Origin of the sequence: Streptomyces sp. B15, from assembly GCF_018070605.1 — a bacterium.
GTDB lineage: Bacteria > Actinomycetota > Actinomycetes > Streptomycetales > Streptomycetaceae > Streptomyces > Streptomyces smyrnaeus.
Map to the genome: position 1 here is coordinate 174540 of NZ_JAGPXJ010000001.1, position 26186 is coordinate 200725.

General features: G+C 69.4%; 20 protein-coding genes and 1 pseudogene. 10 read left to right on the plus strand and 11 right to left on the minus strand.

The genetic code is table 11. From position 1 onward, the window contains the following. Positions 1 to 27: 27 nt before the first annotated feature. A complete protein-coding gene (locus KBY19_RS00840) occupies positions 28 to 681 on the minus strand; it encodes a PadR family transcriptional regulator (RefSeq protein ID WP_099882779.1) in 654 nt (217 codons plus the stop codon). 405 nt (positions 682 to 1086) lie between these two features. On the opposite strand from KBY19_RS00840, the gene KBY19_RS00845 reads away from it, so the two are divergent. The 3 genes from KBY19_RS00845 (at position 1087) to KBY19_RS00855 (ending at position 6890) form a co-directional block, all read left to right on the plus strand. Then, positions 1087 to 3798 (plus strand): transglycosylase domain-containing protein, encoded by a 2712-nt coding sequence (locus tag KBY19_RS00845; RefSeq protein ID WP_210955881.1) that lies wholly within the window; start codon positions 1087 to 1089, stop codon positions 3796 to 3798. A 144-nt stretch (positions 3799 to 3942) separates the two neighbouring features. Beyond that, positions 3943 to 5466, plus strand: coding sequence for a glycosyltransferase family 87 protein (locus KBY19_RS00850; RefSeq protein ID WP_185017597.1), 1524 nt, complete (start codon positions 3943 to 3945; stop codon positions 5464 to 5466). Between the two features lie 80 nt (positions 5467 to 5546). Beyond that, positions 5547 to 6890: an MFS transporter gene (locus KBY19_RS00855; protein ID WP_210964896.1), complete on the plus strand. Its 1344-nt coding sequence runs from the start codon at positions 5547 to 5549 to the stop codon at positions 6888 to 6890. On the opposite strand, the gene KBY19_RS00860 is transcribed toward KBY19_RS00855, so the two are convergent. Further along, entirely contained in the window at positions 6853 to 8313 is a 1461-nt protein-coding gene (locus tag KBY19_RS00860) for a CCA tRNA nucleotidyltransferase (protein ID WP_210964936.1), read from the minus strand. The two genes, KBY19_RS00855 and KBY19_RS00860, sit on opposite strands and share 38 nt — an antisense overlap. 227 nt (positions 8314 to 8540) lie before the next feature. Here KBY19_RS00860 and KBY19_RS00865 point away from each other — a divergent pair, with 227 nt between their 5' ends. From KBY19_RS00865 to trxA, 7 genes are all read left to right on the plus strand, one after another. Continuing rightward, positions 8541 to 11111, plus strand: coding sequence for a DUF6049 family protein (locus tag KBY19_RS00865; protein WP_210964897.1), 2571 nt, complete (start codon positions 8541 to 8543; stop codon positions 11109 to 11111). Between the two features lie 38 nt (positions 11112 to 11149). Next, on the plus strand, positions 11150 to 13537 hold the full coding sequence (gene murJ, locus KBY19_RS00870; protein WP_210964898.1) for a murein biosynthesis integral membrane protein MurJ: 2388 nt from the start codon (positions 11150 to 11152) through the stop codon (positions 13535 to 13537). A gap of 134 nt (positions 13538 to 13671) precedes the next feature. Then, positions 13672 to 15783: a protein kinase family protein gene (locus KBY19_RS00875; protein ID WP_210964899.1), complete on the plus strand. Its 2112-nt coding sequence runs from the start codon at positions 13672 to 13674 to the stop codon at positions 15781 to 15783. Positions 15784 to 15835: 52 nt separating this feature from the next. Beyond that, the gene (gene sigM, locus KBY19_RS00880) at positions 15836 to 16627 is read left to right on the plus strand and encodes an RNA polymerase sigma factor SigM (protein WP_210964900.1); all 792 of its coding nucleotides are present in this window, start codon (positions 15836 to 15838) and stop codon (positions 16625 to 16627) included. Further along, positions 16624 to 17712, plus strand: a complete 1089-nt coding sequence (locus KBY19_RS00885; RefSeq protein ID WP_210964901.1) for an anti-sigma factor — start codon at positions 16624 to 16626, stop codon at positions 17710 to 17712. Before sigM ends, KBY19_RS00885 begins: the two co-directional genes overlap by 4 nt. 105 nt (positions 17713 to 17817) lie before the next feature. Further along, entirely contained in the window at positions 17818 to 18804 is a 987-nt protein-coding gene (gene trxB, locus KBY19_RS00890) for a thioredoxin-disulfide reductase (RefSeq protein WP_099882792.1), read from the plus strand. A gap of 82 nt (positions 18805 to 18886) precedes the next feature. After that, a complete protein-coding gene (trxA, locus tag KBY19_RS00895; protein WP_099882794.1) occupies positions 18887 to 19216 on the plus strand; it encodes a thioredoxin in 330 nt (109 codons plus the stop codon). 116 nt (positions 19217 to 19332) lie between these two features. Here the strand turns inward: trxA and KBY19_RS00900 are convergent, their stop codons facing one another. From KBY19_RS00900 to rpmH, 9 genes and pseudogenes are all read right to left on the minus strand, one after another. After that, positions 19333 to 19953, minus strand: a complete 621-nt coding sequence (locus KBY19_RS00900) for a GNAT family N-acetyltransferase (protein ID WP_185017604.1) — start codon at positions 19951 to 19953, stop codon at positions 19333 to 19335. A gap of 137 nt (positions 19954 to 20090) precedes the next feature. Beyond that, positions 20091 to 21260 (minus strand): ParB/RepB/Spo0J family partition protein, encoded by a 1170-nt coding sequence (locus tag KBY19_RS00905; RefSeq protein WP_185017605.1) that lies wholly within the window; start codon positions 21258 to 21260, stop codon positions 20091 to 20093. Beyond that, positions 21257 to 22468 (minus strand): ParA family protein, encoded by a 1212-nt coding sequence (locus tag KBY19_RS00910; protein ID WP_099886643.1) that lies wholly within the window; start codon positions 22466 to 22468, stop codon positions 21257 to 21259. The genes KBY19_RS00905 and KBY19_RS00910 overlap by 4 nt, the downstream gene beginning before the upstream one ends. A gap of 309 nt (positions 22469 to 22777) precedes the next feature. Further along, positions 22778 to 23542: a 16S rRNA (guanine(527)-N(7))-methyltransferase RsmG gene (gene rsmG, locus KBY19_RS00915; RefSeq protein WP_307842439.1), complete on the minus strand. Its 765-nt coding sequence runs from the start codon at positions 23540 to 23542 to the stop codon at positions 22778 to 22780. Then, positions 23539 to 24051 (minus strand): R3H domain-containing nucleic acid-binding protein, encoded by a 513-nt coding sequence (locus KBY19_RS00920; RefSeq protein ID WP_099882800.1) that lies wholly within the window; start codon positions 24049 to 24051, stop codon positions 23539 to 23541. Before KBY19_RS00920 ends, rsmG begins: the two co-directional genes overlap by 4 nt. A gap of 20 nt (positions 24052 to 24071) precedes the next feature. After that, the gene (yidC, locus tag KBY19_RS00925; protein ID WP_185017607.1) at positions 24072 to 25256 is read right to left on the minus strand and encodes a membrane protein insertase YidC; all 1185 of its coding nucleotides are present in this window, start codon (positions 25254 to 25256) and stop codon (positions 24072 to 24074) included. A gap of 3 nt (positions 25257 to 25259) precedes the next feature. Beyond that, the gene (gene yidD / locus KBY19_RS00930; protein ID WP_099882804.1) at positions 25260 to 25550 is read right to left on the minus strand and encodes a membrane protein insertion efficiency factor YidD; all 291 of its coding nucleotides are present in this window, start codon (positions 25548 to 25550) and stop codon (positions 25260 to 25262) included. 59 nt (positions 25551 to 25609) lie between these two features. After that, positions 25610 to 25975 (minus strand): annotated as a pseudogene (gene rnpA, locus KBY19_RS00935) (ribonuclease P protein component); the annotation flags it as partial. A gap of 24 nt (positions 25976 to 25999) precedes the next feature. Continuing rightward, positions 26000 to 26137 carry a 50S ribosomal protein L34 gene (gene rpmH / locus KBY19_RS00940; protein ID WP_099882808.1) on the minus strand — a complete coding sequence of 46 codons (138 nt, stop codon included), beginning with the start codon at positions 26135 to 26137 and terminating at the stop codon, positions 26000 to 26002. Between the last annotated feature and the right edge of the window lie 49 nt (positions 26138 to 26186).

Here is a 26186-nt window from a genome sequence, read left to right on the forward strand (position 1 = left end):
CGCTGAGGCGCGCGACGGAACGCGGCCTCATGTGTCGGTGTTGTCGGACGGACCCGGCGCTGGACGGTCCGGACCGGTCTCCCGCGCCGGGCGACCCGAACGCTCGGTCCCGTTCCGCTCGCTCTCGATGAGTTCGCTGAGCCAGCGGACCTCGCGCTCCACGGATTCCATACCGTGGCGCTGCAGTTCGAGCGTGTAGTCGTCGAGGCGCTCGCGCGTACGGGCGAGAGAGGCGCGCATCTTCGCGAGCCGCTCCTCCAGCCGGCTGCGGCGTCCTTCCAGCACACGCATGCGGACATCGCGCGAGGTCTGGCCGAAGAACGCGAAGCGGACGCCGAAGTGCTCGTCCTCCCAGGTGTCGGGACCCGTCTGGGAGAGGAGGTCCTCGAAGTGCTCCTTGCCCTCGGCCGTCAGCCGGTAGACGATCTTCGCCCGGCGCCCGGCGAGCGGTGCCGCCTGTGCGCGTGCGGGCTGCTGCTCCTCCGGCTGCCCGCTCGGCTCCTCCACCAGCCAGCCGCGCTGTACCAGCGCTTTGAGGCAGGGGTAGAGCGAGCCGTAGCTGAAGGCACGGAAGACACCGAGCGAGGTGTTGAGCCGCTTGCGCAGCTCGTACCCGTGCATCGGTGACTCGCGCAGCAGACCGAGTACGGCGAACTCGAGAACGCCTGAGCGCCTGCTCATCGTCGCCCACCTCCGTCCACAACCGCTCGTCCCACACATGTCTCGGCACGTGGCTCTGCGCGTGTCGCTGCACGTGTCTCGCTCTGATGTATCGACTCGATACATCTCGACGATAGAACGCTGCTTCGGAAGCGACAAGAGGGGGGTCGGTGAAGGGACTCACATCACCGATTCACCGCAGTACCTTTGCGTCGATTGAGGCGAATACGGCCTAAGGAAGGTTTTGGAGCTGCGTAGTCTGTCCGCTGTGCAGACCACCGGGAACCATGCGATGCGAGTGAGCGTCCTCGTCCCCGGTGCAGTGCGCCCGGGCCTGGTCCTTCCATCCCGGCGCACTCGGGGGGACCAGATGCCAACTGCCACCTTCAGGCGCACGGGCCGCCTGCCCGAGGAGTAGCTGTTCCAATGAGCGGAAACCGTCGAAAGCCGCCGCAGGGGCGCGGCCGTCGTGCGGCGCAGCCGCCACCGTCGCCCGGTCGTCGCGCAGCATCGCGCGAGGGCGGGCAGGCACCGCCCTCCGCACCGGGCCCCGACGGGTACGGCCGCCGAGCCGCGCAAGGCCACCGGTCGGAGTCGGGCGCGCCCGGACACGGTGGCCGCGCCGAGGCCAGGAGAGCCGCAGCCGCACAGGGCGGCGGACGACGGCGGGCCGCCGCGGCGGCGGCCGGCGCACAGGGCGGCCGCCGTGGTGGCGGCGGCCGGGGCCGCGGGCGCGGGGCACCCGAGCGCAAGCGCTTCATCGACTACCCACGCGCGGGCAAGTACGGCGTACGGCGCTGGATCCCGTCCTGGAAGCTGGTCACGGGACTGTGCTTCGGCTTCTTCGCGCTGATGGTGGGCCTGGCGGGGATCGCCCTGGCTCTCGTGGACATCCCGAACCCGAAGCTGGCCGCCAAGCAGGAGAAGAACGTCTACTACTGGAAAGACGGCACCCAGATGGTGGTCGCCGGCGGTGGTGACCACAACCGGCAGATCGTCGGCATCAACGAGATCCCCGAGTCCATGCAGTGGGCCGTCATCGCCGCCGAGAACGAGTCCTTCTACCAGGACAGCGGCGTCGACCCGATGGGTATCGCCCGGGCGATAGGCCGGATGGCGATGGGCGGTGAGACCCAGTCCGGCTCCACCATCACCCAGCAGTATGTGAAGAACACCTACCTGGATCAGTCGCAGACCATCGCGCGTAAGGCCAAGGAGCTGCTGATCTCCGTCAAGGTCGGCGCGAAGATGGAGAAGAAGGACATCCTCGCCGGCTATCTCAACACCGGCTACTACGGGCGCGGCGCCTACGGCATCCAGGCCGCGGCGCAGGCCTACTACCGGGTGGACGCGAATCAGCTCAACGCCAGCCAGAGCGCCTTCCTGGCCGCCACGCTGAACGGGCCGAACCTCTACGACCCGGCGGGCGGCGTCGGCTCGGCCGCCACCCCGGAGAAGAACCGCAAGCGGGCCGAGGCCCGCTGGTCCTGGACGCTGGACCGCGAGGTGGCCATCGGCAAGATGAAGAAGTCCACCCGCGACGCGCTCAAGGACAAGGGCTTCCCGATGCCCAAGGACCCGAAGAAGTCGACCCAGCTCAAGGGGCAGATCGGCTATCTGGTGGACCTGGCGAACAACTACATCACCAACGACTCCACCGGCAGCGGCATCTCCGAGCGCCAGCTCAAGCAGGGCGGCTACCGCATCCACACCACCTTCGACAAGGAGAAGGTGACCAAGCTGCGGAAGACCGTCGAGCAGGTCCGGAAGGAGAACATCGACCCGGACAAGCGCGATGTCGACAAGTATGTGCAGTTCGGCGGGGCCTCCGTACGGCCCCATGACGGCGCGATCGAGGCCATCTACGGCGGCGCCGACGCGACCACGCACTTCAGGAACAACGCCGACTACACCGGTGTCCAGGTGGGCTCCACGTTCAAGCCGTTCGTGATGGCCGCGGCGATGCGGGACGGGGTGCGCGATCCGGACGGCCCGGAGGTGCAGGGCCCGGACATGCGCACCAAGGTCTCGCCGAAGAGCGTCTACAACGGCGACAACAAGGTCACACTGCGGAAGTACGACGGCAGCGTCTGGCACGACAAGGACGGCAAGGAGTGGCACCAGAGAAACGACGGCAATGAGAGCCGCGGGATGATCAACCTGCGGACGGCCATGCAGTTCTCGGTGAACACCCCCTTCATCCAGCTGGGCATGGACGTCGGCCTCGACAAGGTGAAGCAGGCGTCACTGGACGCGGGCGTCAACGAGGACAGCCTCGCCAAGACCACCCCCACCTTCTCCCTCGGCACCTCGGCGCCCAGCGCCATCCGGATGGCCAGCGCCTACGGCACCTTCGCCACCAGCGGTACGCACGCCGAGCCCTACTCGGTCACCAAGGTCGAGCGGAAGGGCGAGGTCGAGTACGAGCACAAGAAGGAGACCAAGCCTGCCTTCGACCGGCCGGTCGCCGACAACGTCACCAACATGCTGGAGACCGTGGTCCAGAAGGGCACCGGTACCACGGCGAAGGCCCTGGGCCGCCCGGCGGCGGGCAAGACGGGTACCACGGACGACAACAGGTCGGCCTGGTTCACCGGCTACACCCCGCAGCTGTCCACCTCGGTCGGCATGTGGCGGGTCGATGACAAGGCCAAGTCGCAGAAGTTCCTGAAGATGTACGGCGTGGGCGGCCAGAAGTCCATCCACGGCGCCTCCTTCCCGGCCGAGATCTGGACGAAGTACATGAAGGAGGCCCTGAAGGGCACCGACGTCAAGGACTTCCCGGTGCCGGAGCCGATCGGCGAGAAGGTCTACGGCGACGGCGCGAGCCCCGATCCGACACCGACCGAGACCTCGGCACCGCCGTCCCCGTCCGAGAAGCCCAGCGAGACGCCGTCCGACGAGCCCTCGGAATCTCCGTCGGACTCCCCGTCCTCGTCGAGCTCGTCCTGCCCTCCGTTCGATCCGAGGTGTGACGACGGCCAGGACAACGGCGGGAACAACAACGGTGGCAACGACAACGGCGGAACGGACGGCCCGGGCGGAGGACCGGGCGGTGACACGGGCGATACCGGCGACACCGGCGACAACGACTCCGGTGGGATCTTCGGTGGTCCGGGCAGCAGCCGAAGAGAGTGAGGGGACGGCACGGTCCCTGACCTGACGGAAGGGCCCGAGGGCCCTCGCCCGAACGGCCCGGCTCCAACGGCCTACGACAACGGCCCCGGCTCGGACTCCGAGCCGGGGCCGTTGTTGTAGGCGGTGTGCGGCAGGATGAAGTCCATGACGAGCGCCCCCACCGCACGGACTCCCGCTCCGCAACCCGGCCGGCCACCCGCCGCGCGTCCCGTCGTCCGCCCCACGGACCACGACGAGGTGGCGACAGCCGCGAGCGAAGTGGCCGGCGGCCCGGCGGGACGGCGCGCCGTGGACGGGACGGGCTGGTGGACCCCGGTCCGCGTCGTGGTGGCCGTCGCGCTGGGGATGTACGCGCTCGGCATGCTGCAGAAACTGCCGTGCCTGGACGGTGCCTGGTTCTCCGGGCAGACCTCGCAGTACGTCCACGCCTGCTACTCCGATATCCCCCACCTCTACAACGGCCGGGGCTTCGCCGACGGGCTCGTGCCCTATCTCGACCGCATCCCCGACCGGATCTCCGGCGGAATGGAGTACCTCGAATACCCGGTACTGACCGGGGTGTTCATGCAGATCGCGGCCAAGCTCACGGTCGGCGGGGACTCGCTGCAGCAGGACGAGCAGCTCTACTGGGTGATCAACGCGGGCATGCTGATGGTCTGCCTCGCCGTGCTGATCGTCTGCGTGGTCCGTACGCACCACAACCGCCCCTGGGACGGCATGCTCGTCGCACTGGCGCCGGGGCTGGCGCTGACCGCGACCATCAACTGGGACCTGCTGGCCGTCGCGATGACGGCGCTGGGGATGCTGCTGTGGGCCCGTTCGCGGCCGTTGGCGGCGGGCGTACTGATCGGCCTGGCGACGGCGGCGAAGCTCTACCCCGTGCTGCTGCTCGGTCCACTGCTGGTGCTGTGCTGGCGGGCGGGGCGCTGGGGGGCCTTCGGTCGGGCGGCCGGAGGAGCCGCCGCCTCATGGGCCGTGGTGAACGTACCGGTGATGCTGCTGTCCTGGGACGGCTGGGCGAAGTTCTACACCTTCAGCCAGGAGCGGCCGGTGGACTTCGGTTCACTGTGGCTGATCATCCAGCAGCGAACCGGACGTACGTTCGATGACGCCAATATCTATGCCACTCTCCTGATGGTCCTGGGCTGTGCGGGCGTCGCCGCGCTGGCGCTGTGCGCACCCCGCCGCCCCCGGTTCGCCCAGCTCGCCTTCCTGGTGGTCGCGCTGTTCGCACTGACCAACAAGGTCTACTCGCCGCAGTACGTGCTGTGGCTGATTCCGCTGGCGGCGCTGGCCCGCCCCCGATGGCGTGACTTCCTCATCTGGCAGAGCTGCGAGGCGCTCTACTTCCTCGGCATCTGGATGTATCTCGCCTACACCGGCTCCGACAAGCACCAGGGGCTCCCCGAGGACGGCTATCAACTGGTCATCGCCGCGCACCTGCTCGGCACGGCGTATCTGTGCGCCATGGTGGTGCGCGATGTACTGCGGCCCGAGCATGACCCGGTCCGCAGGGACGACGGCTCCGACGACCCCGGGGGCGGCGTACTGGACCGGGCTCCCGACGCATTCACCCTGAGCTCCCTCGCCCACCGGCCGGCACCTCAGCGCTCTTCCGTCGCCGCGCCGCGAACTGCCGTGCGCTGGGGCGCGACACTGCGGGAGTGAGACAGGGCGACGGGCGAGGCGAACATCGCCGTTTCACGTGAAACCGCCGGACTCCGTTTCGACTGTGTGAGGCTGTCCCCATGTCCGTCGCCCGCGACCTGCGCACCCTGCTCCGTTTTCCGGACTTCCGGAAGCTGCTGACGGTCCGGCTGCTCTCTCAGCACGCCGACGGCATCTATCAGGTCGCGCTGGCCGCCTACGTCGTCTTCTCCCCCGAGAAGGAGACCTCCCCCGCCGCCATCGCCTCCGCCTTGGCGGTGCTGCTGCTGCCCTACTCCCTCCTGGGACCGTTCGTCGGTGTCCTGCTGGACCGCTGGCGGCGGCGACAGGTTCTCTTCCTCGGCAACCTCCTGCGCACCGCGCTGGCTGCCGCCACCGCAGCGCTCGTCTTCGGGGCCGTCCCCGAGTGGCTGGTCTACCTCTCGGCGCTCACCGTCACCGCGATCAACCGCTTCGTCCTCGCCGGGCTCTCGGCCGCGCTGCCCCGGGTCGTGGACGGTGAGCGCCTTGTCATCGCCAACTCCCTCTCCCCGACCGCGGGAACGCTGGCTGCGACCCTCGGCGGCGGGGTGGCCTTCGTGGTGCGCTATCTCGCCCCCGGAACAGGACGCGAGGCGGATACCCTCGTGCTGCTGACGGGGGCCGCGGTCTATCTGCTGGCCGGCCTCGCCTCACTGCGGATGGGCAAGGATCTGCTCGGCCCCGATCCCACCGAGGTGCAGCCCCGCGTGCTGGTCGCCGTTGTCGGCACCGCTCGGGGGCTGCTGGCCGGGCTGCGCCATCTCCGTGCGCGCCCGACGGCGGCCTATGCGCTGACCGCCTCCGCACTGATGCGGTTCTGCTACGGCGCGCTGACGGTCACGGTGCTGATGCTGGCCCGGTACGCATGGAGCGGGAGCAACCGCACCGAAGGCGGGCTGCAACTGCTGGGGGTCGCACTGGGCCTCTCGGGCCTGGGCTTCTTCGTCGCCGCCGTCATCACGCCCTCGGCGGTGCGGCGGGTCGGCATCTTCGGCTGGATGGCACTGTGCGCGGCCGTCGCCGCGGTGCTGGAACCCGCACTGGGGCTGTCCTTCCAGCCCGTGCCGATACTGCTCGCCGCCTTCGTGCTGGCGCTCGTCACCCAGGCCGGAAAGATCGCCACGGACACCGCCGTACAGATCTCCGTCGACGACGCCTTCCGCGGACGGGTCTTCTCCCTCTACGACATGCTCTACAACGTCGCCTACGTCGGCGCTGCCGGAGTGGCCGCCGTCATTCTGCCGCCGGACGGGCGCTCCACGGTCATCGTGCTTGGGGTGGCGGTGCTGTATGCATCCATCGCCGCCGCGCTCTTCCGTGTTTCACGTGAAACGAAACGCGGCGGAATGGACCGGGTCAGCCCGTCTACCGGCCGTCCTCCTGCTGGGCCCACCACTTCTTGAGCTCCGCGACGGCCGCGTCCCGGCCCAGCGGTCCATGCTCCAGTCGCAGCTCCAGCAGATGCTTGTAGGCCCGCCCCACCACGGGGCCCGGCCGCACGCCGAGCTCCTGCATGATCTCGTTGCCGTCCAGGTCGGGCCGGAGCGCATCCAGCTCCTCCTGCTCCTGGAGCCGCTCGATACGCTCTTCCAGGCTGTCGTACGCGCGGGAGAGCGCCTGCGCCTTCCGCTTGTTACGAGTGGTGCAGTCCGAGCGGGTCAGCTTGTGCAGCCGGCTCAGCAGCGGACCGGCGTCCCGTACATAGCGGCGCACGGCCGAGTCGGTCCACTCGCCCGTGCCATAGCCGTGGAAGCGCAGATGCAGCTCCACCAGCCGCGAGACGTCCTTGATCATCTCGCCGGGGTACTTCAGCGCGGCCATCCGCTTCTTGGCCATCTTGGCGCCCACCACCTCGTGGTGGTGGAAGGAGACCCGGCCGTCCTTCTCGAACCGCCGCGTCCTCGGCTTGCCGATGTCGTGCAGCAGCGCCGCCAGTCGCAGCGTCAGATCGGGACCGTCCTCCTCCAGGTCGATCGCCTGGTCCAGCACGGTCAGCGAGTGCTCGTAGACGTCCTTGTGCCGGTGGTGCTCGTCGCGCTCCAGCCGCAAGGCGGGCAGCTCCGGGAGCACCCGGTCGGCGAGCCCGGTCTCCACCAGCAGCCGCAGCCCCTTGCGCGGGTTCGGGGAGACGAGCAGCTTGTTCAGCTCGTCCCGGACCCGCTCCGCAGAGACGATCTCGATCCGGCCCGCCATCTCCTTCATGGCGGCCACGACCTCCGGCACGATCTCGAAGTCGAGCTGAGCGGCGAAGCGCGCGGCACGCATCATTCGCAGCGGATCATCGGAGAAGGACGACTGCGGGGTGCCCGGCGTACGCAGCCGACGGGCGGCCAGGTCCTCCAGACCCCCGTGCGGGTCGACGAAGTGCTTCTCCGGCAGGGCGACGGCCATCGCGTTCACGGTGAAATCACGGCGGACGAGGTCTTCCTCGATGGTCTCGCCGTAGGAGACCTCGGGCTTGCGGGAGGTGCGGTCGTAGACCTCCGACCGATACGTCGTCACTTCGAGGACAAAGTCGGATTTCTTGATCCCCACGGTGCCGAAGGCGATGCCCACCTCCCATACCGCATCCGCCCAGGGACGCACGATCGTGAGCACATCCTCGGGCCGCGCGTCCGTGGTGAAGTCGAGATCGTTGCCGAGCCGGCCCAGCAGTGCGTCCCGTACCGAGCCACCGACCAGAGCGAGACGGAAACCCGCCTCCCGGAAACGGCGCGCTAGCTCGTCCGCCACCGGTGAGACCCGCAGCAGCTCGCTCACGGCGCGCCGCTGCACCTCACTGAGCTGCTCGGCCGCCGGTCGGTCGGCTACGGGCTCCGCGGGCACGGCGGTGGGCTGGTCCTGGCTGTCACTCTTGGCATTCGGCACAACAGCACAGGTTACGTTGCCGCCCCACCCCGAGGCGCCCCTGTTCCGGCTCCCGCCCACCAGGGCACGGCGCCGACGGTTACCAGGCCGATACGACGCCGGGTGATCATGTGGTGGACGGCGCGGCACTTCCACCCTTCAGGCATCGTTACCATCAGGCGAACGGGACGACGACCGACGACGGGATGGACGTGCGCGTGGCCGAGGCGGCTGAGAGCCAGGCTCCCCCTGGTCCAAGGGGAACGGCTGGCCCAAGGGGGACGAACCGCTGGAGGCGACGGGCCGCGGTGCTCCTCCTCGCCGCCCTTCCCGTGCTGGCAGGGGCGCTCCCCACGGCAGCTTCTGCGGCTCCTGCGGCTTCCGCCGCCTCCGTGGCACCCGCGGGCGCCGCCCCCCAGGCCGCAGCACCGGCGAAGGCACCGGCCAAGGAGTCGGCCCGCACCGGCACCGGCTCCCGCAGCGCACGGATCTCCCTCAACGAGGTCACCCCCTCCGTCCCGGAGCAGGGCGACACCCTCACCTTGAGCGGCACCGTCACCAACACCAGCAACACGACGCTGACCCGGCTGCGCCTGACCCCGCGCATCGGGCCCACCCTCACCTCCCGCAGCGGCATCGAGCAGGCCGCGCGCCGCAAGGGCTATCTCCCCGGCGCCGACGGCACCGAGGTCCCCGGCGACCACGGCACAAAGCTCAGCGGTCTCGCCTCCGGGGTCACCCGCTCCTTCACACTCAAGATCCCCGTCAGCGACCTCCGCCTGAGCACCGACGGCGTCCACCAGCTCGGCGTCTCCCTCATGGGGCAGACCCGCAGCCGCCCCTACGACCAGATCCTCGGCATGGGCCGTACCTTCCTGCCCTGGCAGGAGGAGGCGTCCGGCCACCGGACCCGGTTCACCCATCTGTGGCCGCTGATCTCCACTCCGCACGTCACAGCGCGCACCCAGTCCGACAAGCAGCAGACCCCGGTCTTCCGCGACGACACGCTCGCCAAGGAACTGGCACCCGGCGGTCGCCTCCAGCAGATGCTGGAGCTCGGCAAGGACCTGAACGTCACCTGGGTCATCGACCCCGATCTGCTCGCGAGCGTCGACATGATGGCGGGCCGCTACCGGGTGCGCAAGCCGGGCGGCGGTCCGGACGACACCGTCGCAGGAAAGGGCCAGGAGTACGCCAAACAGTGGCTGGCCGAGCTCCAGGAGGCCGTCGACGGCAAGGAGGTCGTCGCCCTCCCGTTCGCCGACCCCGATCTGGCCTCGCTCGCCCACCGCGGCACACAGGTCCGCGGGGCGCTCAGCTCGCTGGGCCAGGCCACCAGGCTGGCCAGGGAGACGGTCGAGGTGGTGCTCCACGTGAAACCGAGCACCGACTTCGCCTGGCCGTACAAGGGCGCCGTGGACTCCTCCATCGTGGACGTCGCCACCTCGGCGGGCGCGCACAACGTCATCGCCCGCAGCGACAGCGTGCGCGAGAACGGACTCTCCTACAGCCCCACCGCCGCCCGCCCCATCGGCAGCGGCAGCACCGCGCTGGTCGCCGACGCACCGCTGTCCACCGCTTTCGAGGGCGACCTCTCCCGCGCCGGAGCGTCCTCGCTGGCCGTCCAGCGGTTCACCGCCCAGTCCCTCGCCCTCGCCCGGCAGGTTCCCTCCCGCACCCGCAGCGTCGTCGTCGCCCCGCAGCGCATGCCCAGCGTCTCCCAGGCCCAGGCCATGGCGGCCGGCATCAAGGCACTCGGCCGCAGCGGCTGGGCCGAGACCAGCAGCCTGGCCGACGCCGCCAAGGCCAAGCCGGACCCCGACGCACGGCGCAAGATGCCCGCCCCCTCCGCCTACCCCTCCTCGCTGCGCAAGACGGAGCTGCCCACCGCCGCCTTCGAACAGGTACGGAAGACCAAGGACGGGCTGGACGACTTCACCCAGATCCTCAGCAAGGCCGACCGCGTCATGCCGCCCTTCACCACCGCCATAGACCGTGAGGTCTCCAACGCCTGGCGGGGCGAGCGCCGCGCCGCACGGGGCTACCGCGACAACGTGGAGGAGTACCTGCTGGAGTTGCGCGGCGCGGTCAAGCTCATCAAGAAGTCGGACATCACCCTCTCCGGGCGCGAGGCCACCATCCCGGTCACCGTCCAGAACAACCTCGCCCAGGGCGTGGACGGGCTCGTCCTGGAGCTGAGCTCCAGCCGGGTCGGCCTGGATGTGGGCGACCCCAAGCGGGTCAAGGTCGACGGGGAGCACACCCAGACCCTCAAGTTCGACACCACCGCCAAGAACAACGGCCGCGCCTATGTGTACGCCCAGCTCTACACCCAGGACGGCGACCGCTACGGCAAGGTGATGAAGTTCCAGGTCAACGTGACCTCCATCACCTCGACCGTGCTCCTGGTGATCGCAGGCGGCGTGCTGCTGATCGTCCTGGCCGGTATCCGGATGTACACCCAGCGCAAGCGCTCCGGCCCGGCCCCCGACCCGGACGCACCGCTGGAGCAGCCGGACGCCGACGGGGACACGGACGGCTCCGACGACGCCTCGGCGGATGCCTCCGAGAACGCCCCGGAGAACGACCCCGAGAACGCTTCCGAGAACGCCTCCGAGAAGGACAGGTCGAAAGGCGACGCGCCGGGGGCCACAGCCACCGAGGCCATCGCCACCGGGGAGGCAGCAGGAGGCCTGGACACCGCGCACGGTGACGGGGACGACACCGAACGGGAAAGCGACAACCCCCCGGCCGCGGGTGAGAAAGTGGACCGTTGACTCATCCGGGCGAGCAGGGGCAGGGGTAGGTAGCGAAGATGAACGCGCCGTATGGCGGCGACCGGGGCCGGACCCCCGGTGACGGCTCTGGCCAGCCGGAAGACGCGTACGTGCCGGACGCGTACGGGCCCGACCCGTACGACGAGCGCGATCCCTCGGCCCAGGACCCGCACGCCTGGCAGCCTTCCCCCGACCGGCAGCCCTACCAGGAGCAGCAGCCTTTCCCCGACCGGCACCCCCAGCAGGGCGGGCAGCCCCAGCAGGGCGGGCAGCCGTACCAGGGCCAGTCGTATCAGGGGAGCCAGCCGTACCCGGGAGGGCAGCCGTACCCGGGAGGGCAAGCGCCTCAGGGAGGCCAGGCCTATCAGGGAGGCCAGGCGCCTCAGGGAGGGCAAGCGCCTCAGGGAGGGCAAGCGCCACAGTCCCCGCAGGCGCCACAGCCGTCGCAGGCGCCGGCCGACGCCTTCGCGCACCTCTACCGCGACCAGGGCCACGCCCCACCGCAGCACCCCCACTCGCCGCCGCCCCCGCCCTCGCAGACCGGCCCGCCCCCAGGCCCGCCCCAAGGCCCGAACCAAGGCCAGATGCCCGGTCGCGGCCAGGTGCCCGGCCATGGCCAGCAGCCCCCGTTCCACCCCGAAGCCACCCAGCCGCCGCAGCCCTACCCGCCCGAACCCGGGGCACCCGGCGCCGCCGAAGAGCCTTCTGCGCAGACGGTCAACCTCGGCACCGTCGCCCCCAAGGCGGCCCCGCCGGCAGCAGGGGAAGCCGCCGCGCCCGCCAAGACCGGCGGCGGGGGAGGGCTCCTCAGGTCCAGCGCCATCATGGCCGCGGGCACGATGGTCTCCCGGCTCACCGGATTCGTCCGCTCCGCGATGATCGTCGCCGCGCTCGGCGCCTCGGCCCTCGGTGACAGCTACCAGCTCGCCATCACGCTGCCGACGATGCTCTACATCCTCACCGTCGGCGGCGGCCTCAACTCCGTCTTCGTCCCGCAGCTCGTCCGGTCCATGAAGGACGACGAGGACGGTGGGCAGGCGTATGCGAACCGGCTGCTGACGCTGGTCGCCGTGATCCTGGGCGGGCTGGCCGTGGCCGCCGTCTTCGCCGCGCCGCTGCTGGTACGGCTGATGTCGGTCAAGCTCGCCGAGAACCCGGCCGCCAACGAGGTCACCACCACCTTCGTGCGCTACTGCCTGCCCTCGATCTTCTTCATGGGCATCCACGTGGTGATGGGCCAGGTACTCAACGCGCGGGGCCGCTTCGGCGCCATGATGTGGACCCCGGTCCTCAACAACATCGTCATCATCACGACGATCAGCATGTTCCTGTGGGTGTACGGCACCGCCGACACCTCGGGCCTGACCGTCAACACCATCCCCCCCGAGGGTGTCCGGCTGCTGGGCATCGGCACCCTGCTGGGCCTGGTCGTCCAGGCGCTGGCGATGATCCCCTACCTGCGGGCCGCCGGGTTCCGTATCCGGCCCCGCTTCGACTGGCGCGGCCACGGCCTGGGCAAGGCGGCCAAGCTGGCCAAGTGGACCATACTGTTCGTGCTCGCCAACCAGGCCGGCGTACTGGTCGTCTCCCAGCTGTCCACCTGGGCAGGCACCACAGCCGCCCAGGACGGCCACTCCGGCACCGGTTACATCGCCTACTCCAACGCCCAGCTCATCTGGACCATGCCGCAGTCGATCATCACCGTCTCGGTGATGGCGGCGCTGCTGCCCCGCCTCTCCCGCTCCGCCGCAGACGGCGACACCGGCGCGGTGCGCGACGACATCTCCCAGGGTCTGCGCAACTCGGCCGTCGCCATCGTCCCGATCGCCTTCGGCTTCGTGGCGCTCGGCATCCCGATGTGCACCATGATCTACGGCTCGGCGGGCGAGGACGCGGCCCGTTCCATGGGATACATGCTGATGGCCTTCGGCCTCGGCCTGATCCCGTACTCGGTGCAGTACGTCGTGCTGCGCGCCTTCTACGCCTACGAGGACACCCGCACCCCGTTCTTCAACACGGTGATAGTGGCCGCCGTCAACGCCGCCGCCTCCGCGCTGTGCTTCCTGCTGCTGCCCGCCCGCTGGGCAGTCGTGGGGATGGCCGCCTCCTACGGGCTCGCCTACATCATCGGTGTCGGCATCGCCTGGCGTCGGCTCCGCAACCGGCTGGGCGGCGATCTGGACGGACGGCATGTGATCCGTACGTACACCAGGCTGGCGGGTGCCAGCATCCCGGCCACCATCGCCGCGGGCGCCGCGGCCTGGGGCGTCACCCATGTGCTGGGCGGCGGCACGCTCGGATCGATCGCCGCCCTCGTCGGCGGAGGGATCGTTTTGGGCGCGGTTTTCGTCCTAGCGGCGAAGCGCATGCGCATCGAGGAGATGACGGCGATGCTCGGCATGGTCCGCGCCAGACTCGGCCGATGAAAAACCCGGCCGGAAACCGGCGTATACAACCATCATTCGCCCCCGCGTGTCGTGCATAGCGGCGAGGTGTAGGCACAATGTTTTTGGCCGTTTCCAGGAAAACGGCCACAACGGATGGGGAGGCAGGAACGACGGTGGCGGAACGGAGCACAGCCGCTGTCGGCGTGGCCGAGACCAGCGGTGCGAACGGCGAACCGCTGACCGCCCAGCAGGACGGGGCCACGGGCGACGGTGCGACGGACGCGACGAACGGACACAGTCACGACGCCGGGGCTTCCCCGCACAAGGGGGCCTCTACCCACCCCTCCGACGCCGCACCTCTGACGGAATCCCCTGGTGCCACGTCCGGCGCGGAGTCCCCCGAAGGGACCAGCGCCGCCGAACCGGACCCCGCCGACCCGGAGGCGGACCCAGCAGACCGGGAAGCCGCCTCGGAGGCGGCCCCGGAACCGGGCCCCGAAGCCGCTGAGACCACCGCAGCCTCCCCTGCAGAACCCGCGGACCCCGAAGACCCCGAAAAGACGTCCACCGCCGAGACCTCCGCCGACGAAGCCGGTACCGAACCAGACGCCGTGGCCGGTGCCGAGGTTGACACTGCGGCCGAAGAAACCGCGGGCAAGGCGGCGGCGAAGGCGAAGAACGACCCGAACGGCGAGCCGAAGGACGCCCCGAAGAACAGCGCGAAGGAGCCCGCCGAGGGGCGGGTGCCGGAGCTGCACAGCGGTCACAAGCTCGCCCGGCGCTATCGCCTCGAAGAGTGCGTCACCCGCCTCGACGGCTTCAGCAGCTGGCGTGCCGTCGATGAGAAGCTCCGCCGCGCCGTCGGGGTCCATGTGCTCCCTGCCGGGCACGCCCGTGCCCGGCAGGTGCTCGCCGCGGCACGCTCCGCCGCTCTGCTCGGCGACCCCCGGTTCGTGCAGGTCCTCGACGCGGTCGAGGAGGACGATCTGGTCTACGTCGTCCACGAGTGGCTGCCCGACGCCGTCCCGCTCAACGAACTGCTCGCCGCGGGCCCGCTGGAGCCGCACGAGGCCTACCAGCTCGTCAGCCAGCTCGCCCAGGCGCTGGCCGCCGCGCACCGTGAGGGGCTCGCACATCTGCGGCTGACACCGTCCTGTGTACTCCGCACCGGCATGGGCCAGTACCGCATCCGCGGGCTCGCCGTGAACGCCGCCCTGCGCGGCGTCACCAGCGACCATCCGCAGCGGGACGACACCGAGGCGATCGGCGCGCTGCTGTACGCGTCACTCACCCAGCGCTGGCCGTACGAGGAGGGCGCACACGGGCTGCCCGGAGTCGGCTCGCTGGACATCGGTGCCCTGGTGGCCCCCGAGCAGCTGCGGGCGGGCGTCCACCGCGGGCTGTCCACGCTGGCCATGCGCGCCCTGGTCAACGACGGCGCCACCGCTTCCCGGCAGGAGCAGCCCTGCACCACCCCGGAGGAGCTGTCCAAGGCGGTCTCCGCGCTGCCCCGCATCCGTCCGCCGGAGCCGGCCTTCTCCGCCCCTCCGGCGTACCAGCACAACGGCTACCAGAAGGGCGGCTACGCGGGACCGGGCGGACCCGGTGGCGCGGCCCCCGGCACCACGGCCGCCAGGGCGGGAGCGGAGCCCCCGGCCCCGCCCGCGCTGCCGGGGCGTACCGGCAAGGTCCTCAAGTGGGGAGTCTCCGCGCTCCTGATCGCCGCGCTCGGGCTGGGCAGCTGGCAGGTCGCCGACGCGCTGCTCAAGGGCGAGCCGATCACCAAGAAGCCCGTCAAGCAGGCGAAGGGCGAGGACAAGCCGGCGCAGACCGGCAAGCCCGTCAAGGTCGAGGACGTACAGGACTTCGACCCGGAGAGCTCGGACGGCCGGGAGAAGCCCGAGCGGGCCGGAGACGCCGTGGACGGCAAGCCGAACACCTACTGGCTCACGGATAAGTACCTGGGCCACGCCACGTTCGGCAACCTCAAGTCGGGCGCCGGCCTCATCCTCGACCTGGGGAAGACCCGGCAGGTCAGCCAGCTCAAGGTCGACTTCATCGGCAAGACCTCCGCGAGCTTCCTCGCGGCACCGAAGAGCGTCACCAACATGCCCTCCTCACTGGGCAGCTTCAGCAAGGTCACCAACGGCTCCGGCGCCCACCTCACGCTGAAGGCGAAGAAGCCCATCAAGACCCGCTACGTACTGCTGTGGCTCACCAAGCTCCCACTCACCGACGAGGGCAACTACCGTGGTCGCGTCACGGAGGTCCAGGTCCTCAGTTGAGGCCGCGGGCGCCGCTTCCGACCTGGGCGCGGCAGGGTGAGGGGAGGGGCTGATGGCGAGCGAGGACGCGCCCGGCGCGATAGCCGCGCCGGACGACAAGGAACTACTCGCCCGCCATGTGGCGGGCGACCCGGATGCGTTCGGCGAACTCGTCCGTCGCCATCGGGACCGCCTGTGGGCCGTGGCGCTGCGGACGCTCGGAGACCGTGAGGAGGCCGCCGACGCCGTGCAGGACGCCCTCATCTCCGCCTACCGGGCCGCACGAACCTTCCGCGGCCAGTCCGCCGTCACCACCTGGCTGCACCGCATCACGGTCAACGCCTGTCTGGACCGTGCCCGCAAGGCCGCCTCCCGCCGCTCGACGCTCACCGACGACACCGAGCGCATGGAGCAGCTGCTGGAACCGCAGGAGTCCGCGGCCGCACCCGTCGAGCGCCAGGATGTACAGCGACAGGTGGTCTCCGCCCTCTCCGAGCTGCCGGTCGAGCAGCGGGCCGCGCTCGTACTGGTCGACATGCAGGGTTACCCCGTCGCCGAGGCCGCCGAAGTGCTGGAGGTGGCCGTGGGTACCGTCAAAAGCCGCTGCGCCCGTGGCCGCGCCCGGCTGCTCCCACTCGTCTCCCACCTACGCAGGGACGGCGACGCCGGCCCGAACGGCGACGGCGGTACGAACAGGGGCAGCGACCCGGGCAAGGGCAGCGCGGACGGTGGCAGCAGCACCGAACGGAACCCGTCCTCGGGAGCATCCGTCCCACCACCAAGAGGGGTACCGCCGAAGGCCGCGCGGAATGCCCAGCAGGACACCACTGGCTCCGGGGCCGTGAAAGGAGGGGGACAGGCATGACATCCGCATCCACCCCTTTCCCGCACGGCGAGCACCCGGAGATCCCCGAGATCTCCGCGCTCGGCGAGGGGATCCTGCCCGTCGAGCGCCAGGCGGACCTGCGCGCCCACCTTGCCGAGTGCGAACTGTGTGCCGACGTGTACGCCTCGCTGGAGGAGATCCGCGAGACGCTGGGCACCCTGCCCGGCCCCACCCCCATGCCGGAAGACGTGGCGAACCGCATCGAGGCTGCCCTCGCGGCGGAGGCGCTGCTGTCGGCGACGGCACCAGAGGAAGCCGAAACCACTCCGTCCGAAGAAGCCGCTTCGGACGACGAGGCCGCTCCTGGCGACGAGGCCGCTCCGGACAGCAGGACCGCTTCGCAGGAAGGTGCCGTTTCACGTGAAACAGCTGCCGATCCTTCCGGAGAACCTGCATCTGGGCCGACCGCGGACCCGGTTTCACGTGAAACAGCCACCCCCGTCCCCCTCACTGTGCGACGCCGGAAGCGGACGGTGCTGCTTGTCGCGGCGGCCTCCGTGGCGGCACTCACCCTCGGCGGAATCACCCTGCGGGAGCTCACCAAACCAGCCCCGGGCGAGGTGAGTTCGGAGACCGCGCAGTCGGCGACCGGCAAGCATGCTCCAAAGGATCTGCCGAGCTCCACGTCCTCCACGGATACGGATGCCGGCGGCAGCAGCGACGACCAGCAACTGCGCAAACGGGTCCAGCGGCTGCTCTCGGGCGAGGGATCACCGTCCCCCTCGCAGAAACCCCCTGGCAACTCCGCACCGCCCAGCGACTCCCCCTCGGTCGACACCAAGCAGAGCCCCAGCAGTGACGACAACACGCTCCGCGACGACACCCTCGGCGGCGGACAGTCCGTACCGTCCTGCGTACGCGACGGGATCCACCGCACGGAGACTCCGCTGGCCGTGGCTCCCGATGCCCTCTTCGAGAACCGCACCGGCTATCTGGTCGTCCTGCCGCACCAGGGTGGCAACCCGAAGCTGGTGGACGCCTATCTGGTTGACCCCTCCTGCATCAGCGCCGACCCGCCCGCACCCGGGAAAGTGCTGTTCAAGGGGACCTACCCGCGCGGGTGACACGGGGACGCGGGCACGGGAATGTCTGCCCCGTAGGATCCGTTGGACGGGGTGCAAGCCTCGGCAGAAGATCCCGGAAGCAGTCGGCAGACAAGGAAGACTCCCGTGAGCGACGTCCGTAACGTCATCATCATCGGCTCGGGCCCAGCCGGATACACGGCTGCGCTCTACACCGCCCGCGCGTCGCTGAAGCCGTTGGTGTTCGAGGGCTCCGTCACCGCAGGCGGGGCGCTGATGAACACCACTGAGGTCGAGAACTTCCCCGGGTTCCAGGAGGGCATCATGGGCCCGGAACTCATGGACAACATGCGCGCCCAGGCCGAGCGCTTCGGCGCCGAGCTCGTCCCGGACGACGTCACGGCTGTCGATCTGTCCGGCCCGGTGAAGAGCGTCACAGACTCCAACGGCACCGTGCACCGTGCCCGGACCGTGATCGTCTCCACCGGCTCCCAGCACCGCACGCTGGGTCTGCCGCTGGAGGAGGAGCTCTCCGGTCGCGGTGTCTCCTACTGCGCCACCTGTGACGGCTTCTTCTTCCGTGAGCAGCACATCGCCGTCGTGGGTGGGGGTGACACCGCCATGGAGGAGGCCACGTTCCTCTCCCGCTTCGCGGCCTCGGTCACTGTGATCCACCGCCGGGACACACTGCGCGCCTCCAAGGCGATGCAGGAGCGTGCCTTCGCCGACCCGAAGATCTCCTTCGCATGGGACAGCGAGGTCGCCGAGATCCACAGCAAGGACGGCAAGCTGTCCGGCCTCACGCTGCGCGACACGCAGAACGGCGAGACACGTGAGCTGGATGTGACCGGCCTGTTCGTCGCCATCGGCCACGACCCGCGTGTGGAGCTGTTCAAGGACCAGCTGACCCTGGACGAGGACGGCTACCTCAAGGTGGATGCCCCTTCCACCCGCACCAATGTGCCCGGGGTCTTCGCAGCCGGCGATGTGGTGGACCACACCTACCGCCAGGCCATCACCGCGGCGGGCACCGGCTGCTCCGCGGCGCTGGACGCCGAGCGCTACCTGGCCGCGCTCACCGACGTGGCCACCGAGGAGACCCCGGAGCCGGAGAAGACCGCCGCAGTGGTCTGACAGCCCCAGTCATCGAGGGGGCCGGCCCGTCCCCCGTCGGCTCCCACCCACCCGCAGTACACAGAGAATGAGGAGAAGCACCATGGCCGGTGCCACCGTGACCGCGACCGACGCCGACTTCGACGACGTCGTCCTGAAGAGCGACAAGCCCGTGCTGGTCGACTTCTGGGCAGCCTGGTGCGGTCCGTGCCGTCAGATCGCCCCGTCGCTGGAAGCCATCGCCTCCGAGCACTCCGACAAGCTGACGGTGGTCAAGCTCAACATCGATGAGAACCCCGGCGTCGCTGCCAAGTACGGCATCATGTCGATCCCGACCATGAACGTCTACCAGGGCGGCGAGGTCGTGAAGACCATCGTCGGCGCCAAGCCGAAGGCCGCCATCGAGAAGGACCTCGCGGACTTCATCGGCTGAAGGCCGCTTCACCACTCCCTGAGGGGCGCCGTTTCACGTGAAACGGCGCCCCTCAGTCGTTCTCGGCGTATCAGTCGGCAGTCGGTACCAGCCGGACACGAAGACCGCACCCGGTATCACAGCGGCCGAAGCGCCGGCTCCTTGCTGTGGACCTTGCCCAGCAACTGGTCCAGCGCCCGCTCCATGTCATGGCGCCACGAGACGGTGGAACGCAGCTCCAACCGCAGCCGGGGATGGCGGGGATGCGGGCGGACAGTTTTAAAGCCCACAGCGAGCAGATGGTCGGCAGGAAGCAGACAGGCGGGCTCCACCCACTGTGTGTCCCCGAAGGCCTCTATCGCCTTGAACCCCCGCTGCAGCAGATCCTTCGCCACCGTCTGCACCATCACCCTCCCGAGCCCCTGCCCCTGGAACTCCGGCAGCAGAGAGGCTGTCATCAACTGCACCGCATCCGGGGAGACCGGACTGGTGGGGAAGGCGAAGGAGCGCGGCACATATGCGGGGGGCGCGTAGAGCACATAGCCGACCGCTACGTCGTCGACGTAGACGACCCGGCCGCAGGAACCCCACTCCAGCAGCACCGCCGAGATCCAGGCTTCCTTCTCCAGGTCCGGCCGCCCCGACCTCTTCGCTTCCTCACCGCTGACCGGGTCCAACTCCCAGAAGACGCAGCCACGGCAGCGCTCCGGAAGGTCCGGGAGATTGTCCAGCGTGAGCGGAACGAGCTGTCGCCCCATGACAGACATCGTATCCATGGGGCGACAGCTCGTCGGTGAGTTTCTTCTGTTGTGGCTCTACGAAGCCGAGCCTTCGAGGACTGCCCGCTGCCAGCAGTTCAGCCCTTCGAGGGGGCTGCCCTCCAGGGGGACATGGTTCAGCTCTCGGCAGGGTCGACGTCCTCGCCGCCGTCTCCCTCGGCGAGTTTCTGCTCCAGGACCCGGCCCTCACCCGGGGCGAGCTGCCCCAGGATCCGCTCCAAGTCCTCCATGGAGGCGAACTCGACCACGATCTTGCCCTTCTTCTGGCCGAGATCGACCTTCACCCGCGTTTCGAAGCGGTCCGAGAGCCGCCCGGCCAGGTGGTCCAGTGCGGGGGAGACCCGAGCTCCGGCCCGGGGACCCTTGGGCTTGGTGCTGCCCTTCGGCTTGCCGCCCATCAGCGTGACGATCTCCTCCACCGCACGCACCGAAAGGCCCTCGGCCACGATGCGGTGGGCGAGCTTGTCCTGCTCCTCCCCGTCCTCGACCGACAGCAGCGCCCGCGCATGTCCGGCCGAGAGCACGCCGGCAGCCACCCGACGCTGCACCGCTGGAGAGAGCCGCAGCAGCCGCAGTGTGTTGGACACCTGCGGTCGGGAGCGCCCGATACGGTCGGCCAGCTCATCGTGGGTGCAGTTGAAGTCCTTCAGAAGCTGGTCGTAGGCAGCCGCCTCTTCCAGTGGGTTGAGCTGCGCTCGATGCAGGTTCTCCAGGAGCGCGTCGAGAAGGAGTTTCTCGTCCTCGGTGGCCCGGACGATCGCCGGGATCTGCTCCAGCCCCGCCTCACGACAGGCACGCCAGCGGCGCTCACCCATGATGAGCTCAAAGCTGCCCGGTGTGAGCTCCCGGACCACCACCGGCTGGAGAAGGCCAACTTCCTTGATGGAAGTGACCAGTTCGGCGAGCGCATCCTCGTCGAACACCTCACGGGGCTGCCGCGGGTTCGGGGTGATGGCATCGACCGGCACCTCCGCGAAGAACGCACCCCCGGCCTCCCCGGGAAGTTCGTCCTCCGCGGCCGCAGGAGCCGTTTCACGTGAAACAGCGTCTCCAGCCGCCTCGTCCTCGTTCTCCCGTTGGGAGAGCGCGGCAACCTTGGCTGCTGCCACCCCCCGCATCCCCTGCTCGGGAGCGATGACGGGAACGGCAGTGGGGGAGGTGGACCCCCCGGACATATTCGGCCTCTGCTGCTCGCTCTCCGCGACATCAGCAGAATCCGTCCCCGTTGGAGCCGCCGGGATCAGTGCTCCGAGCCCCCGCCCCAGACCCCTACGTCGCTCGCTCACTGAGTCCCCTCCGCCATGCTGCCGTGCTGTTGCGCCTGTGCTTGCTGTTCTGGTGATTGCAGTGCTTGCGGTACTTGCGCTTGATGCGCCTGCTGCGCCTGCACATGTTGCGTGTGTACGTTTTCTGCCTGGATCTGCTGAGCCTGGAGCTGCTGCTGCGCTTGCTGCGCCTGCTCAACATGCGGGTCCCGCATGGCGATTTCCCGCGCCGCCTCCAGATAGGAGAGCGAACCGCTGGAGCCGGGGTCATAAGTGAGGACCGTCTGCCCATAGCTGGGCGCCTCCGAAATGCGCACCGACCGCGGGATGTTGGTACGCAGGACCTCCTTGCCGAAGTGCCCTCGCACCTCCTCCGCCACCTGCGACGCCAGTCGGGTCCGGCCGTCGTACATGGTGAGGATGATGGTCGAGACGTGCAGCCGCGGGTTCAGATGCCCCCGCACCAGCTCGACATTGCGCAGCAGTTGGCCGAGCCCCTCCAGCGCGTAGTACTCGCACTGAATAGGGATCAGCACCTCGGCACCGGCCACGAGAGCATTGACCGTCAGCAGCCCCAGGGAGGGCGGGCAGTCGATGAGGATGTAGTCCAACGGCTGCTCGTACGCCTCGATGGCCCGCTGAAGGCGGCTCTCCCGCGCGACCAGCGACACGAGTTCGATCTCCGCACCGGCGAGATCGATGGTCGCTGGCGCGCAGAAGAGCCCCTCCACGTCCGGCACCGGCTGGACGACTTCCGAGAGCGGTTTGCTCTCCACCAGAACGTCGTAGATCGATGGAACCTCGGCGTGGTGGTCGACTCCCAGCGCAGTGGAGGCGTTGCCCTGCGGATCGAGGTCGACGACCAGAACCCGGCCCCCGTGCAGGGCCAGTGAGGCGGCGAGGTTCACCGTCGTGGTGGTCTTCCCGACGCCGCCCTTCTGGTTGGCGACGACCATGATCCGGGTCCGAGCGGGGCGGGGCAGGCCCTCCCCGGCTCGATTCATCGCCTCGACCGCCTGCTGGGCCGCTCGACCGATCGGTGTGTCATCCATGGGCGGTGGCGTCTCACGTGCCGCGTCACCGCGGGGAGCGACCCCACCCGCGCTGGTATCCCCTGGTTCTGTGCGGGGACCGGGGACCGGGTCGGCCATCGGTCCCGCGATGTTGGCGTCGGACCGCAACGGTTCACTCTCCTCAACATCAGGCTCGCTATGAACAGAGCCTCCCATGCTTTCGGTCCCGTGAACCAGCGAGCCCCGCTCAGTTGTGGACAACTCCACTTCAGAGCGGGGCTCAGGGGCGGTCTGGCCGCGCGCACTGGCGGCAGCGCGACCTCGGTTGATGATTCCGTGCAACAGAGAGCGGCGTTTCACGTGAAACACGATGCACACGCACCGGACGGTGTCCGCCGCGACACTCCGCTCCGCGGGGTCTTAAGCGTTTTTATGGAGTAACCGAATCAGCGTTTCAGCGCCGACCGGGCGACCCACCGACCCACCAGGCCGACGCCTCAGCGCTGCTCGGTCACTCCCAGCCTCTCAACGCCGACGTCGGCCACCCCGCGTCGAGCGACCGCTCGCACGGGCTGCCTTCTCCGCCTTGACGCGCCGGGCCGCGAAGCGCACCCCTCCGGGGCTCTCGCCGACCCGCGCCCGGACGACCGTCGAGGGCGGATCCACCAACTCACGGCCGATCTGCTCCACCGTGGTCTCCACGACACCCAGCTTGTGCAGCGCGTCCCGTGCGGCACGTACCTCATCCTCGGCGGTGTCGCCCTTGAGCGCCACCATCTCGCCGTACGGCCGCAGCAGCGGGACGCCCCAGCCGGCCAGCCGGTCCAGCGGCGCCACCGCGCGGGCCGTCACCACATGGACGGGCGTCAGCGTGCCGAGCATCTCCTCGGCACGACCGCGCAGCACTGTCACATGGTCGAGGCCGAGCAGCTCGACGACCTCCTGGAGGAACGTCGTCCGCCGCAGCAGCGGCTCCAGCAGCGTGATCTCCAGATCCGGCCGGACCAGCGCCAGCGGGATGCCCGGCAGACCGGCCCCCGAACCGACATCGCAGACCGTGACGCCCTCGGGCACCACCTCGGACAGCACCACGCAGTTCAGCAGGTGCCGCTCCCACAGCCGGGGCACCTCGCGCGGACCGAGCAGTCCACGCCGTACCCCGGCATCGGCCAACAGCTCCGCATACCGCTCGACAGCGGGCAGGCTGTCACCGAACGCCTTGTGCGCCGCCTCCGGTGCGGGCGGAAGTCCCGCCTGCTCCTCCGGGGGCTCCCCCGACCGCTGTGTCACGGGAGGACGACCACGCAGCGCTGCGGCTCCTCGCCCTCGGACTCGCTGCGTAGTCCGGCGGACTTCACCGCATCGTGTACGACCTTGCGCTCGAAGGGCGTCATCGGGCGCAGCTTCACCGGCTCGCCGCTGCTCTTCGCCTCCTGCGCCGCCTTGTCGCCGAGCTCCGCCAGCTCCTCCCGCTTGCGGGCCCGGAAACCGGCGATGTCGAGCATCAGCCTGCTGCGGTCACCGGTCTCCCGGTGCACCGCCAGCCGGGTCAGCTCCTGGAGGGCCTCCAGGACCTCCCCGTCCCTGCCGACCAGCTTCTGCAGATCGCGGGACGAGCCCTCACTGATCACCGACACCGCGGCGCGATCGGCCTCGACGTCCATGTCGATGTCGCCGTCCAGATCGGCGATATCGAGAAGTCCCTCGAGGTAGTCGGCCGCGATCTCACCCTCCTGTTCGAGGCGGGTCAGGGTGTCGGTGTCGGCTTCGGTGCCTTCTGGGACAGTGGTGTCCGTCACGGCGGGGACTCCTTCGGTGCTCACTTCTTGGAGGGGTGCTTGGGACGCTGCGGGCCCTTGCGCTGACCGGACTTCTTCTGGCCCGACTTCTGCTGCTGGCCCGACTTAGCCTGGCCTGCCGCCTTGGACCCGCCGCCCTGCTTCTGGCCGGCGCCCTTCTGCCCAGTGCTCTTCTGGCCGGACTGGCCGCCCTGCTTCTGGTTGCCCTTGGGGCCCGTCTTCTGCAGGGAGGTGGCTGCGGAGGCGGAGTCGTCCTTCGTGGCAACGGAGCCACCGCTCTGGCGCTTCGCCTTGGGCTGCCGCTTCGGCTGCTGCCGCCGGACCCGGGCGGCCTCGGCGGCCTCACGCGCCTCGACCTCCTTCGGGTCCTCCTTGAGCTTGCCCTTGGCGCGCAGCTTCTCCTGGCGCTCCTCGAAGGCACGCGAGCCGGGGGTCGGGTTGCGCTTGATGACGTACATCTGCTGGCCCATCGTCCACACGTTGGTGGTCAGCCAGTAGATGAGGACACCGACGGGGAAGTTGATACCGAAGACGGCGAACATGATGGGGAAGACGTACATCAGCATCTTCTGCTGCTGCATGAACGGCGTCTTCACCGTCAGGTCGACGTTCTTGGTCATCAGCTGGCGCTGCGTGTAGAACTGCGACGCCGACATCAGGACGATCATGATGACCGTGACGATGCGGACGGTGGTCAGCGAGGCGTCCCCCAGACTGGCCACGTCGCCGGCGCTGTCCATGAACTTCGCGGCGATCGGCGCGCCGAAGATGGTGGCGTTACGCGCGCTGTCGACCTGATCACCGGTGAGTACACCCACCGCCTTGTCGTTGGCGATGTGGTTGAGCACCTGGAAGAGGGCGATGAAGAAGGGCGACTGCGCCAGGATCGGCAGGCAGCTGGAGAGCGGGTTGGTGCCCGTCTCCTTGTAGAGCTTCATCATCTCTTCGCTCTGGCGCTGCTTGTCGCTCTTGTAGCGCTCCTGGATCGCCTTCATCTTCGGCTGGAGCGCCTGCATGTTCCGGGTCGACTTGATCTGCTTCACGAAGAGCGGGATCAGGCAGATCCGGATCAGCACCACCAGGCAGAAGATGGACAGACCCCAGGCCCAGCCGCTGTCCTCGTCAAAGACCAGGCTGAACAGCGAATGGAACTGGACAATGATCCAGGAGACAGCGGTATAGAGAGGACTCAGGATCGTGTCCACGTATCAGGCTCCTTGGGCGTTGGACTGGGTCCGGTGCTGCTGCCAGCGGGAGCGGATCCGCTGGTGCCATACCGGGTGCTTCCGGGCGGGGACATGGTCGACGCCACCGGGCGACCACGGATTGCAGCGCAGAATGCGCCAGGCCGTCAGCGCCGTCCCCTTCACGGCGCCATGGCGGTCGATGGCCGTATAGCCGTAGTGCGAGCACGACGGGTAGTACCGGCACACCGGACCGAGCATCGGACTGACGGTCCACTGGTACAGCTTGATCAACCACAGCAGCGGGTACTTCACTGAGCTCTCCCTCCCGGTTCGCGGCCGGGATCCCGGGGGCTGTCCCCCGAGGCAGCTGAGCGAGGGGACCCTTTGAGCAGCTTCCGCAGCGCGGCATCCAGCTCTCGGGCCAGATCCACATGGTCCGCGTCCGCCGCACCGGGTTGCGCCCGTACGACCACCAGGCTACCGGGGGGCAGCTGGGACAGGCGGTCCCGTAGCAGATGCCGCAACCGCCGCTTCACACGGTTACGGACCACCGCGTTGCCGACGGCCTTGCTCACGACGAAACCCGCACGCACCGGGGGAACCTCTCCCCCCGACGCATGCGGGTCCGTTCGACTGCGTAGATGTACGACGAGGAGCGGGCGACCGGCCCTGCGTCCTCGGCGTACCGCGGCCGCGAAGTCCTCGCGCCGCCTCAGCCGGTTCTCGGTAGGCAGCACGTCATGGACCTGTGGTCAGGCTGCTCAGGCCGACAGGCGGGCGCGACCCTTGCTGCGGCGGTTCGCGATGATCGCGCGGCCGGCGCGGGTCCGCATGCGCAGCCGGAAGCCGTGGGTCTTCGCGCGGCGGCGGGTGTTCGGCTGGAAGGTGCGCTTGCTCACTCGGGGGCTCCAGAGATGCTTCGTGCCCCACGGTCACCGTGGGACTGGT

What these genes read in the sequence shown, in the direction of transcription:
- KBY19_RS00845 (WP_210955881.1), top strand. Translation starts at nt 1,087, where the DNA reads ATGAGCGGAAACCGTCGAAAGCCGCCGCAGGGGCGCGGCCGTCGTGCG.
- KBY19_RS00910 (WP_099886643.1), bottom strand. Translation starts at nt 22,468, where the DNA reads ATGGGAGGCTCTGTTCATAGCGAGCCTGATGTTGAGGAGAGTGAACCG.
- KBY19_RS00855 (WP_210964896.1), top strand. Translation starts at nt 5,547, where the DNA reads ATGTCCGTCGCCCGCGACCTGCGCACCCTGCTCCGTTTTCCGGACTTC.
- KBY19_RS00865 (WP_210964897.1), top strand. Translation starts at nt 8,541, where the DNA reads ATGGACGTGCGCGTGGCCGAGGCGGCTGAGAGCCAGGCTCCCCCTGGT.
- sigM (WP_210964900.1), top strand. Translation starts at nt 15,836, where the DNA reads ATGGCGAGCGAGGACGCGCCCGGCGCGATAGCCGCGCCGGACGACAAG.
- KBY19_RS00885 (WP_210964901.1), top strand. Translation starts at nt 16,624, where the DNA reads ATGACATCCGCATCCACCCCTTTCCCGCACGGCGAGCACCCGGAGATC.
- KBY19_RS00850 (WP_185017597.1), top strand. Translation starts at nt 3,943, where the DNA reads ATGACGAGCGCCCCCACCGCACGGACTCCCGCTCCGCAACCCGGCCGG.
- KBY19_RS00840 (WP_099882779.1), bottom strand. Translation starts at nt 681, where the DNA reads ATGAGCAGGCGCTCAGGCGTTCTCGAGTTCGCCGTACTCGGTCTGCTG.
- murJ (WP_210964898.1), top strand. Translation starts at nt 11,150, where the DNA reads ATGAACGCGCCGTATGGCGGCGACCGGGGCCGGACCCCCGGTGACGGC.
- KBY19_RS00900 (WP_185017604.1), bottom strand. Translation starts at nt 19,953, where the DNA reads ATGGGGCGACAGCTCGTTCCGCTCACGCTGGACAATCTCCCGGACCTT.
- trxA (WP_099882794.1), top strand. Translation starts at nt 18,887, where the DNA reads ATGGCCGGTGCCACCGTGACCGCGACCGACGCCGACTTCGACGACGTC.